This window comes from Occultella glacieicola, assembly GCF_004353825.1.
Taxonomy (GTDB): domain Bacteria; phylum Actinomycetota; class Actinomycetes; order Actinomycetales; family Beutenbergiaceae; genus Occultella; species Occultella glacieicola.
Window position 1 is genome coordinate 79,439 of the sequence record NZ_SMNA01000013.1, and the last position, 11,674, is coordinate 91,112.

Sequence of the window (11,674 nt, forward strand, 5' to 3'; positions counted from 1 at the left end):
TCTGCCCGGTCGGCGGCGGCCGCAGCCGGGGCTTCGCGGCCGGAGCGCACCGGCGACTGGGGCAACGTCGGTGCTGCCGCCTATTGTGATCGGGTGAGCACCGCGCTGTATCGCCGCTACCGGCCAGAGACGTTCGCCGACGTGATCGGGCAGGAGCACGTCACCGAGCCGCTGATGGCTGCCCTGCGGGCGAACCGGGTGACGCACGCGTACCTGTTCTCCGGGCCCCGCGGCTGCGGCAAGACCACCTCCGCCCGGATCCTGGCCCGCTGCCTCAACTGCGCGCAGGGCCCGACCGATACCCCGTGCGGCACCTGCGACAGCTGCGTGGAGCTGGCCCGCGGCGGCCCCGGCAGCCTCGACGTCGTGGAGATCGACGCGGCCAGCCACAACGGTGTCGACGACGCCCGTGAGCTGCGTGAGCGGGCCGCGTTCGCCCCGGCCCGGGACCGGTACAAGATCTTCATCCTCGACGAGGCGCACATGGTCACCACGCAGGGCTTCAACGCCCTGCTCAAGCTCGTCGAGGAACCGCCGGCGCACGTGAAGTTCGTGTTCGCCACCACCGAGCCGGACAAGGTGATCGGCACGATCCGGTCCCGGACCCACCACTACCCGTTCCGACTCGTCCCGCCGGAGCAGCTCACCGCCTACCTGGACCGGCTCGCCGTCGCCGAGGAGATCTCGGTGGCCTCGGGTGTGCTGCCGCTCGTGGTCCGCGCCGGTGGCGGCTCGGTGCGGGACTCCCTCTCGGTGCTCGACCAGCTGATCGCCGGCGCGGACGCCGGTGAGGTCACCTACGAGCGGGCGGTCGCGCTGCTCGGGTTCACCCACGGCGCGCTGCTCGACGACGCGATCGACGCCCTCGCCGCGCGGGACGGCGCCAGCCTCTTCCGGGTCGTGGAGCGGGTCATCGACTCCGGGCACGCGCCGCGCCGGTTCGTCGAGGACCTGCTGGAGCGGATGCGGGACCTGATCGTGGTGCTCGCGGCCGGGGAGCAGGCGGGCACGGTGCTGCGGGCCGTCCCCGAGGACCAGCTCGAGCGGATGCGGGTGCAGTCCCAGCACCTCGGGCTCGGCGCCCTGTCCCGGGCCGCGGACCTGGTGAACCTCGCGCTCACCGAGATGGTCGGAGCGACGTCGCCCCGGCTGCAACTGGAACTGCTCTGCGCGCGCCTCCTGCTGCCCGCCGCGGATGACGGGGTGGACGGCTTCAACGCGCGCCTGGACCGGCTCGAGGGGGCCCTCAGCGGCGCCGCGCCACTGTCCCCGCGCTCGCCGGTGGCGGTGCCCCCGGCGCCCACCTCCACGGTGCCGCCGGCCCCCGTCCCCGCGGGGGCCGAGCCTGCTCCGTCCGCCGAGCCGGCCGAGCAGGTCCCGCCAGCCGGGCACGCTGCGCCCCCTGCGGCAACCGAGCACGCCGAACCGCCTGCGGCGTCGGAGGGCGCCGACCCCCGCGCGGCAGCCGAGCGCACCGAGCCCGGTGTGCCGTCGGAGCGCGCTGAGAACCCGGTGCCGACCGAGCGCATCGAGCCGCCCGCCGCGGCCAAGCCCGCAGCGCCCGATCCGGTCGCGCCGTCGGGCGGCGCCGGTGGGATGACCGCGGAGCAAGTGCGTCGGCGCTGGCCCGAGGTCCTGGAGACGCTGACCAGGATCAAGCGCACCACGTGGGCGCTCATCTCCCAGGACGCTCAGGTCGTCGACCTGACCGCGACCAACCTCGCGCTCGGGTTCTCGACCTCCGGGCTCGCCTCCGCGTTCCGCAACGGCCCTCACGGCGAGCACCTGCAGCGAGCACTGTCGGAGACCCTCGGCCTGAACGTGCGCATCGACGCCGTCGTCGCCGACGGCAGCGCTCCGGCCGGGCAGTCCGAGCCAACGGCTGATCGCGACGGCGGCTCCGGCCCGGATGCGGCCGGTGCCAGCGGCGGCGCTCAGGCTTCCGTGAACGATGCGGTCAGCCGGGCCGAGGCCGACTGGGGCCGGCCGGCCGCGCCGGCGGGTACGGCACCGCGATCGACCGCTCCGGAGCAGGCCCCGCGGCCGCAGGCGGCCGAACCCGCACACGAGGTTTCGTCCGAGGTCCGGCCCGAGCCGGCACACCGGCCGACGCAGTCCTCGACGCGGTCGGCGTCACCGACGGGCAACGCGGACGCCGGCGCGGCCGACGCCGAGGACCCCGAGCCGGCGGGAGCCACGGCCACCGGAACGCCAGCCGCGGACGACGACTTCCCACCGCCGCCGTGGGACATCCCCGAGGACCCGCCCGCACCGACCACCGGCGAGGACCCGCCCTCCGGCGGCGTGCGCCGCGAGGGGAGTCCGGGTGACCGGCCCGGCCCCATGGGCGGAGCCCGTGGTGAGTCGGGCGGGGGCGACGGGCCGACCCCCAGGGGTGGAGCGGGTGGTGAGTCGGACGGGGGCGACCGGCCGACCGCCAGGGGCGGAGCCCGCGGTGAGTCGGACGGGGGCGACCGGCCGACCGCCAGGCGTGGAGCCGGTGGTGAGTCCGATGGGGGCGACCGGCCGACCCCGACAGATGGAGCCGGCGGTGCGTCGAGCCAGGGTGGCCGGCCCGGATCGTCGGCCGGTGCGCGCCCACCGGTGCCGGAGGACGACATCCCGCCGGCGGAACCGCCGGACTTCGACGACGGTCCCGCACCCGACCGGTTCCGGGGGGGCCCGGCCGGGGCGTCCCGAGCGGCAGCACCCCGCGGCTCCGCGCTCGCGGACCGCCCGTCGTCCGCGTCCGCCCGCGACGCCGCGTTCGCGGCCGCCCGCGCCCACACCAGCGGCGCCGGCAGCCGCGGTGGCGACCGGACGCCGTCGGGCCCCGGTCCGGTACCGATGGACGAACCCGACATGTCCGACCCGGACATCGAGTCCTCGTCCCTGATCGGGGCGCCGCTGGTGGCCCGCCTGCTCGGCGGCACCGTGATCGATGAGATCACCGAGACCACGGACGGAGCGCCCTGATGGCCGCGTACGAGGGGATCATCGCCGACCTGATCGAGGAACTGGGCCGGCTGCCCGGGGTGGGCCCGAAGAGCGCCCAGCGGATCGCGTTCCACATCCTCGCGGCCGACCCGGCCGAGGTGCAGCGGCTGGCGGCCGTGCTCACCGAGGTCAAGAGCAAGGTCCGGTTCTGTGAGATCTGCGGCAACGTCTCCGAGGACGTCCAGTGCCGGATCTGCCGCGACCCACGCCGCGACCCGTCGATCCTGTGTGTGGTCGAGGAGGCGAAGGACGTCGTCGCGATCGAGCGCACCCGGGAGTTCCGCGGCCGCTACCACGTGCTCGGCGGGGCCATCAACCCGATCGACGGGGTCGGCCCGGACGACCTGCGGATCCGGGAGCTGATGACCCGGCTGGCCGACGGCGCCGTGCAGGAGATCATCATCGCCACCGACCCGAACGTGGAGGGCGAGGCCACGGCCACCTACCTGGCCCGGATGCTGCGGCCGATGGGGTTGACCATCTCGCGGCTGGCCTCCGGTCTGCCGGTGGGTGGAGACTTGGAGTACGCGGACGAGATCACCCTCGGCCGGGCGTTCGAGGGACGGAGGAGCATCGATGTCTGAGAGCCACGGACTGGACAATGACCTGCTGGTGCTGGCCACCGCGACCGCCGGGGTCGCCGAACGCTACCTGGACACGGTCCGCGAGGTCGCTGCCGGGGTGAGCCCGGACGCCTCCATCCCGCTGCTCCTGCTCGCCGTCTCCGACCTCAGCGCCGCCGGCGCCCGCCTGGGCGCCATCGTGGACATCGTGCCCTCCGAACGGTTCGAGCCCGACGACGGCCCCGAGGGCGACCTCGAACCGCTGCGGGTGTCCCTGGCGAACGTGCTCGAGGGGATCGACGAGTACACCGAGGTCGCCGACCCGCTGGTCAGCCCCGAGGTCAGCGCCGGTGCGCTCAGCAACGACCTGTCCGACGTCGCCCAGGCCCTGAGCGTCGGCCTGCAGCACCACCGGGCCGGGAACCCTTCGGAGGCCCTGTGGTGGTGGCAGTTCTCCTACCTGTCGGCCTGGGGTGAGCGCGCGGCCAGCGCGATGCGGGTCCTGCTCAGCCTGATCTCGCACCTGCGCCTGGACGTGGACGACGACATCGCCGGGGAGGCCGAGTTCGACGCGCTGCACGGCGGCGCCTGAACCCCGGTGACGGCGTGTGAGAGCCGCGGCCCGGCGGCCGCGCCGGCAGCCCGCGGTTACGCGACCCGGGTGCCGCCCGGCAGCGTGCGGTAGGGCACCCTGAGCCGGCGGATCGCGACCGCGAGCCCGACCGCCCCGAGCAGCAGGTTCGCCGCGAGGCCCCACGGCCAGATCGGCGCCGCGTCATCGACCGTCGGCGGCGGCGCGCTGTCCAGCCAGCACTCCTGATGCACGTCCGGTGGGCCGCTGCGCACCTGGTTCGTGGCCGAGCGGATCGCCTCGAACGGGCCGGAGTCCCGCGGGTCCAGGCCCGGTTGGGCGCCGGTGTCGGCGAGGATCACGAACGGGTTGATCGCGAGCAGCCACCAGGTCCGCTCCGTGTGGGTGACCTCGCGCTGGGCCGTGAACGTCTCGCACTCGTAGGTCTGGTCACCGGCCATGGCCTCCTCGCTGACGCCGTAGACCTCGACCTCCTCCGTGGTGGTCACCAGCGGCGCGGTCAGCGCGAACAGGATCAGCGAGATCACGGTGAGCGAGGCGACGGCCACATAGGTGAGTACGCTCGATCCGGCCGTGCGGGCGGTCAGCGCGGAGAACCCGAGCCCGATCGCGCAGACCACCCCGAGCAGCAGCGCGAGCACCACGATGGAGAGGAAGAACCCGGCCACGGTGGTGCCGCCGAGCAGTGCGCTCCAGATCAGGAACGGCAGCGAAACCGCGAGGAACGCGAGCGCCGCGGCCCAGCCGGCGAGCAGCTTCCCGACGGCGATGTCCGCCGGGGAGAGCAGCGTCACCTGCAGGATCGCGAGGGTTCCCGCGTTGCGGTCGCCGTTGATGGCGGTGGACGCGAGCGTCGGCGCCACCACCAGGCCGAGTCCGAGCACGAACATCAGGACCAGCCCGAAGGACCAGGTCGGGTCACCGCCGAGAGCGGCGAACGCCCCGCCGATCAGGATGCTGACCAGGCCGACGAGCGCGAACCAGACCGCCAGGGCGACCCGCCAGCGGGTCGACCGGATCCGTTGCCGCAGTTCCAGGACGGCGATCGTGCGGACGCCCTGCCAGGAGATCGCCCTGGCGGAGGTGTCGGGCCCGGGCGGCGCCGGGTCCAAGGGGTGGCCGGGCTCCAAAGGCACGTCGAAGGTCGTCATCGTCGCTCCGTATCCAGGGAGAGGTAGGCCTGCTCGAGCCGGCCGCTGACGGGAGCGAGCGAGACCACCGGAACCCCGGCCCCGACCGCTGCGGCGAGCAGCGCGGCCGCAGCCGCGTCATCGGTGAGATCGACGAGGACCGAGCCGGCACCGTCGGGCGCGTCGGTGTCCGGGTGCAGGGTGACCCGGGCCGCGGACGCCCACCGCTGCAGCGCCGGACCGTCGAGCGTGCGCAGCCGCCACCGGCGCTCGGTGACGCCCACGCGCAGCTGTTCGGAGCTGACCGTGCGGCCGCGGGAGAGGAACACGGCGTCGTCGACCATCTCGTCCAGCTCGGCCAGCACGTGGGAGGAGATCAGCACGGTGGTGCCGGCGGCGGCCAGGCCGCGCAGCAGCGAGCGCATCTCGATCCTCGAGCGGGGATCGAGCCCGGACGCGGGTTCGTCCAGCAGCAGCACCTCGGGGGAGTTGATCAGCGCCCGGGCCATCCCCAGGCGCTGCTTCTGCCCGCGGGAGAGGGTGTGCGCGGGTGCGGCGGCCAGGTCGTCGAGGTGCACCGTCCGCAGGAGCTCCCAGGCCCGCGCCCGGCCCTGCCCGGCCGGCAGCCGGTAGGCGCCGGCCATCGTGGTGAGCACCTCGACCGCGGTCAGGGAGTCCCAGGTGCCGAACGCGTCGGGCATCCAGCCGACCCGGGACCGGGCGGTCGCCGACGACCCGGGGTCGGCGCCGGCCACCAGCACGGAGCCGTGGTCCGGGGCGAGGAGTCCCGCCAGGATGAGCAGCAGGGTCGTCTTGCCGGAGCCGTTCGGGCCGACCAGCGCGGTCACCGAGCCGCGCCGCACGGTCAGGTCCACCCCGGCCACCGCCCGGACGGTGCCGAACGAGCGGTGCAGGTCCCGCGCGAGGATCCCCGGCGGCGGGTCGGGCGGGGCGCCGGGCCCCGCCGGCTGAGGTGTCGACATGACCCACACGGTAGGGCCGGCTCCCCACCTTCGGGCTGGTTCCGGCCGGTGCGGCCTGCGTGGATCCTGTGGCCGTCCCGTGTGCCTCACGGTCCGGATCCGTTCGGCGTCGAGCCCGGTGAGGTGGTAGACCTGCTCGGTGCCCCACGCCCCGATGCTCGCCGACGCCACGATCACCCTCCCGGGGACCGGCGGCATCGAGCTGACGCTCGGCGTGATCGCCCTGATCCTGCTGGCCGGGTTCGCGGCGGGCTGGGTCGACGCCGTCGTGGGCGGCGGCGGGCTGATCCAGCTGCCCGCCCTGCTGGTGCTGGTCCCGGACATCACCGCGGTGCAGGCCCTGGCCACGAACAAGGTCGGGTCCATCATGGGCACCTCCACGAGTTCCCTGACCTACTACCGGCGGATCCATCCGGACCTGCGCACGGCCGCGCCGATGGCGATCGCGGCCTTCCTCGCGGCCGTCGGCGGCGCGGCGCTGGCCTCGAACATCCCGGAGTCCGCCCTGCGCCCGATCATCATCGTGGTGCTCGTCCTGGTCGCGGTGTACACGGCGGCCAGGCCGCGGCTCGGGGCGGTCACCGACCTGCGCTGGAGCGGGAACCGGCACTACGGCGCGGCCGCCGGCATCGGCCTAGCGATCGGGGCCTACGACGGGCTGCTCGGCCCCGGGACCGGCAGCTTCCTGGTCATCGCCCTGGTCAGCGTGCTGGGGTATGCGTTCCTGCCCGCCAGCGCGCTCGCGAAGATCGTGAACTTCGCCACGAACCTCGGTGCGCTGGTGTTCTTCGTGCCGTACGGCGCCGTGCTCTGGGGGATCGGGATCGGGGTCGGTGCCGCGAACATCCTCGGCGCCTACATCGGGGCGCGGATGGCGGTGGCCCGGGGCAGCGGCTTCATCCGGGTCGCGTTCCTGGTGGTGGTCGCCGCCCTCATCGTGAAGCTCACCTGGGACGTCGTCAGCGGCAACTGATCCGCGGCGGGCCCGGACGACAGGTTTCGCGATGCGGACCGCGCCGTGTCCACGGACTGGTCCGCTCTAGAATCAGACGTTCCATTTTCCCCACCCCATCGGAGCCTCCGTGGCACTCATCGTCCAGAAGTTCGGCGGATCGTCGGTCGCTGACGCGGCCAGCATTCAGCGTGTGGCCAAACGGGTGACCGAGACCAAGGCCGCCGGCAACGACGTGGTCGTGGTGGTCTCCGCGATGGGCGACACCACCGACGAGCTGCTCGACCTGGCCGGCGCGTTGTCCGACAGCCCGCCGAACCGGGAGATGGACATCCTCCTGACCGCCGGCGAGCGGATCTCGATGGCGCTGCTCGCGATCGCGATCCACGAGCTCGGCACCGACGCCCAGGCGTTCACCGGTCAGCAGGCCGGTGTCATCACCGACACCTCGCACGGCAACGCCCGGATCATCGACGTCTCCCCGAGCCGCATCCAGCGGGTTCTCGAGGGGGGTGCGGTGGCCATCGTGGCGGGCTTCCAGGGCGTCACCCAGCACACCAACGACGTGACCACCCTGGGCCGCGGCGGCTCGGACACCACCGCCGTGGCGCTCGCCGCCGCGCTCGGCGCGGACGTGTGTGAGATCTACACCGACGTCGACGGACTGTTCACCGCCGACCCGCGGATCGTGCCGGCCGCGCGGCGGATCGACCGGATCACCACCGAGGAGACCCTCGAGATGGCGGCCAACGGCGCGAAGATCCTGCACCTGCGGGCCGTGGAATACGCCCGCCGCTACGGCGTTCCCATTCATGTGCGCAGCTCGTTCTCGCTGAACGAGGGCACGCTCGTGACCGACGCAGACACCGAAGAAGGACCCATGGAAAACCCCATCATCTCCGGCGTGGCCCACGACAGCTCCCAGGGCAAGGTCACCGTGGTCGGCGTCCCGGACGTGCCCGGCAAGGCCGCCCAGCTGTTCGAGGCCGTGGCCGCCGCGGGCGTCAACATCGACATGATCGTGCAGAACGTCTCCGAGCAGAAGACCGGCCTGACCGACATCTCCTTCACGCTGCCGACCGACCAGTCGAAGGCGGCGAAGGACGCCCTCGAGGCGAAGGCCACCGAACTCGGCTACCAGAGCCTCAACTACGACGAGGGCGTCGGCAAGCTGTCCCTGGTCGGGGCCGGGATGCGCTCCCACCCGGGGGTCTCGGCGCGGCTGTTCGGGGCCCTGCGGGACGCCAACATCAACATCGAGATGATCTCCACGTCGGAGATCCGGATCTCGGTGGTCACCCGCAGCGAGGACCTGGACCCCGCGGTCCGGGCGGTGCACACGGCGTTCGGGCTGGACGCCGACGAGGTCGAGGCCGTGGTCTACGGCGGAACGGGGCGTTGAGCATGGGCGTTCGGATCGGCGTCGTCGGCGCCACCGGGCAGGTGGGCGCCGTGATGCGCCGCCTGCTCGAGGAACGGAACTTCCCCGCGGATGCGGTGCGGTACTTCGCGTCCGCCCGCTCGGCCGGCACCACACTGCCCTGGAAGGGTGAGGACATCGTGGTCGAGGACGCCGCCACCGCGGACGTCTCCGACCTGGACATCGCGGTGTTCTCCGCGGGCGCGGGCACCTCCCGGGCGCAGGCACCGCGGTTCGCCGCGGCCGGCGTGACCGTGGTCGACAACTCCTCCGCGTTCCGGATGGACCCCGACGTGCCGCTGGTGGTCTCCGAGGTCAATCCCGAGGCGATCGCGGACGCCCGCAAGGGCATCATCGCGAACCCGAACTGCACCACGATGGCCGCGATGCCGGTGCTCAAGGCACTGCACGACGAGGCCGGCCTGCAGCGGCTCATCGTGTCCACCTACCAGGCGGTCTCCGGCAGCGGCCTCGCCGGCGTGGACGAACTGGACACCCAGGTGCGGGCCGCCGTCGGGCAGGACACCAGGGCCCTGACCGAGGACGGCAAGGCGGTCACCTTCCCCGAACCGACGACGTACGTGGCGCCGATCGCGTTCAACGTGGTCGCGCTCGCGGGCAACCTCGTCGACGACGGCTCCGGGGAGACCGACGAGGACCAGAAGCTGCGCAACGAGTCCCGCAAGATCCTCGGGCTGCCCGAGCTGTTGGTCTCCGGAACCTGCGTGCGGGTGCCCGTGTTCACCGGACACTCGCTGTCCATCAACGCCGAGTTCGCGCAGCCGCTCAGCGTGGCCCGGGCCACCGAGGTCCTCGCCACCGCCCCGGGCGTGCAGCTCGCCGAGGTGCCCACCCCGCTCGATGCGGCCGGGCAGGACCCCAGCCTCGTCGGGCGGATCCGTCAGGACCCGGGGGTGCCGGACGGGCGCGGCCTGGCCCTGTTCGTCGTCGGCGACAACCTGCGCAAGGGCGCCGCGCTCAACACCATCCAGATCGCGGAACTGCTCGCGGCCCGCTGAAGGGTCCTCAGCCGGCCGGCAGATGCCGGGTGACGAACTCCAGTTCGGCCCGCATCTGCCGGATCCGCTCGTGGTCCACGTAGGACCCGTGTCCGGCGTCGTAGGTGTAGGTCTCCACCACCGCACCCCGGCCGCGCAGCGCGGTCACGTAGTTCTCGATCTGCCGGTACGGGCACCTCGGGTCGTTCTGACCCGCGAGGATCAACACCGGGGCCCGGACCGCGTCGACGTAGGTCAGCGGTGAGGAGACCCGGTAGGCCTCCGGCACCTCCTCCGGCGAACCGCCGAACAGGGACCGGTCGAACGCCTTCAGGCTGTCCATCTCGTCGGCGTAGGCGGCGACGTAGTCGGCGACCGGAACGCCGGCGATGCCGAGGGACCACCGTTCCGGCTGGGTGCCGAGCCCGAGCAGGGTCAGGTACCCGCCCCAGGACGCCCCGGCCAGCACCGACCGGTTCGCATCGAGGGTCCCGTCCGCCACCAGGGCCTCGTGCACGGCGGCGATGTCCGCGAGCTCGGTGAACCCGACCTTCGCCTCGAGGGCGTCCCGCCAGGCCGAGCCGTACCCCGTGGAGCCCCGGTAGTTGACCTTCAGGACCGCGAACCCGTGGTCGGACCACGCGGCCGCGTACGGGTCGAAGGAGTCCGAGTCGTGCCACGTCGGGCCGCCGTGCACGTCCACGATCACCGGGTAGGGGGCGGACCCGGTCGCCGGGCGGCGGAGCAGGCCGTGGATGCGCCCACCCGGGCCGTCCGCCCAGACGTCCTCCACGGGCACGGACGTGGGCGGCCGCTTCCCGCCGAGCGTGATCAGGGATGCCCCGCTCGCGGCCGAGACCACGTCCCGGGGTTCAGCCGCGGACGAGCGCGCGATCCAGACGTCACCGTCCGGCCGGGGCGTTGCCCCGGAGACCGTCCCGACGGCGGAGCCCACCTGCCGTACGGAGCCGTCCTGGAGGTCGTAGCGGAACAGGAGGGTGCGCGCCTCGTGGTCCTGGGCGATGAGCAGGGCGCGCCCGTCCGGGTAGAAGTCCGCGTCCGAGACGTCGCCCGGCAGGCCCGGCTCGATCGGACGGATCAGCCCGGTCCGCACGTCCCAGATCAGCAGCCGGTTGGCGCCGGACCGCTCGTGCCGGACCAGGAGCCGCGAGTCGGCGGCGTGTGGTGCGAACGCGATCGCCCACAGGCCCAGACCGGGCCCGTCGTCCAGGTCCGCGACCGCGGCGCCGTTGTCGACCGAGAGGACCCGGATCGCCGGGTGCCGGTTGTCGCCGCGCTCGCTGTGCTCGACGGCCACCAGGTTGCCGTCCCGGCTCAGGGCAGCCGCCTCCGCGTCCTGGGCGTGCCGGTACAGCGGCACGGGCACGGCATCGGGGTATCCGGCCCGGACGGCGTGGATCTGGGTTCCGTAACTCTCATCGCTGCGCCCGATCACGGCCGTGCCGTCGTCGTGGAGCAGCAGCCCGGCGGAGTAGGCAGGCGGCAGGTTGATCGGGTGCTCAGGCCGGCGGGTCACGGTGGAGCCGAACGGTTGCCGCCGCCAGGTACCGAACTCGTCGCCGTCGTGGTCGTCGAACCACCAGATCCACGCCCCGGTCGGGTCGATCGTGGCGTCCGTGGTGCCGTGCGGGCGGTCGGTCGCGCGCACCAGCGCACCGGTGGAGACGGTCCAGGAGTGCACCTGCTGCGCCCCACCCGCGGTGGCGATCACCACCGCGCGGTCCGGGTTGGCGTGCGCCCACTCGGGCAGACCGACCCGGCGGGCCCGGAAGCGCTCCTCCCAGGGCGGCGGCGGCCAGGTCTCGACGTCCGCGCCGGGTCGGGCGGAGCGGTCGGTGGCCCGGTGGGTGCGGCCGGTGACGCGATCGATCGGCATGTCGGCAGCCTACGACCACCGCGCCGACCGCGGTGCCGGGTGTTCGACGAGCGCCCGTGGCCGACGCGGTCGTGGTGATCCGGCGTGCCCACCCGGTGCGTCGAAATGTATACACGCGAGGCTGATTCCGGACGGAACTGGT

The 11,674-nt window shown here is 73.4% G+C and carries 9 protein-coding genes; 6 read left to right on the forward strand and 3 right to left on the reverse strand.

Translation table 11 applies throughout. The features are described from left to right. The first annotated feature begins 93 nt into the window (after nt 1-93). From EXU48_RS21075 to EXU48_RS21085, 3 genes are read left to right on the forward strand one after another with little or no spacing between them, the layout of a single operon-like run. The gene (locus EXU48_RS21075) at nt 94-2,976 is read left to right on the forward strand and encodes a DNA polymerase III subunit gamma and tau (protein WP_133109662.1); all 2,883 of its coding nucleotides are present in this window, start codon (nt 94-96) and stop codon (nt 2,974-2,976) included. After that, nucleotides 2,976-3,581 (forward strand): recombination mediator RecR, encoded by a 606-nt coding sequence (gene recR / locus EXU48_RS21080; protein ID WP_133109663.1) that lies wholly within the window; start codon nt 2,976-2,978, stop codon nt 3,579-3,581. The genes EXU48_RS21075 and recR overlap by 1 nt, the downstream gene beginning before the upstream one ends. Then, entirely contained in the window at nt 3,574-4,152 is a 579-nt protein-coding gene (locus EXU48_RS21085) for a DUF5063 domain-containing protein (protein ID WP_133109664.1), read from the forward strand. The genes recR and EXU48_RS21085 overlap by 8 nt, the downstream gene beginning before the upstream one ends. A gap of 56 nt (nt 4,153-4,208) precedes the next feature. Here the strand turns inward: EXU48_RS21085 and EXU48_RS21090 are convergent, their stop codons facing one another. Both EXU48_RS21090 and EXU48_RS21095 read right to left on the reverse strand, forming a co-directional pair. Continuing rightward, entirely contained in the window at nt 4,209-5,303 is a 1,095-nt protein-coding gene (locus EXU48_RS21090; RefSeq protein ID WP_133109665.1) for an ABC transporter permease, read from the reverse strand. Next, complete coding sequence (locus EXU48_RS21095) at nt 5,300-6,265, reverse strand: ABC transporter ATP-binding protein (protein ID WP_133109666.1); 966 nt, start codon at nt 6,263-6,265, stop codon at nt 5,300-5,302. The genes EXU48_RS21090 and EXU48_RS21095 overlap by 4 nt, the downstream gene beginning before the upstream one ends. 154 nt (nt 6,266-6,419) lie before the next feature. Between EXU48_RS21095 and EXU48_RS21100 the strand changes: the two genes are divergently transcribed. The 3 genes from EXU48_RS21100 to EXU48_RS21110 all read left to right on the forward strand — a co-directional run bounded on the left by EXU48_RS21100 (nt 6,420) and on the right by EXU48_RS21110 (nt 9,656). Continuing rightward, nucleotides 6,420-7,238, forward strand: coding sequence for a sulfite exporter TauE/SafE family protein (locus tag EXU48_RS21100; protein WP_133109727.1), 819 nt, complete (start codon nt 6,420-6,422; stop codon nt 7,236-7,238). A 109-nt stretch (nt 7,239-7,347) separates the two neighbouring features. Further along, nucleotides 7,348-8,619, forward strand: coding sequence for an aspartate kinase (locus EXU48_RS21105; RefSeq protein WP_133109667.1), 1,272 nt, complete (start codon nt 7,348-7,350; stop codon nt 8,617-8,619). A 2-nt stretch (nt 8,620-8,621) separates the two neighbouring features. Then, nucleotides 8,622-9,656: an aspartate-semialdehyde dehydrogenase gene (locus EXU48_RS21110; RefSeq protein ID WP_133109668.1), complete on the forward strand. Its 1,035-nt coding sequence runs from the start codon at nt 8,622-8,624 to the stop codon at nt 9,654-9,656. A gap of 7 nt (nt 9,657-9,663) precedes the next feature. Here the strand turns inward: EXU48_RS21110 and EXU48_RS21115 are convergent, their stop codons facing one another. Beyond that, the gene (locus EXU48_RS21115; protein WP_133109669.1) at nt 9,664-11,532 is read right to left on the reverse strand and encodes a S9 family peptidase; all 1,869 of its coding nucleotides are present in this window, start codon (nt 11,530-11,532) and stop codon (nt 9,664-9,666) included. Nucleotides 11,533-11,674: the final 142 nt, after the last annotated feature.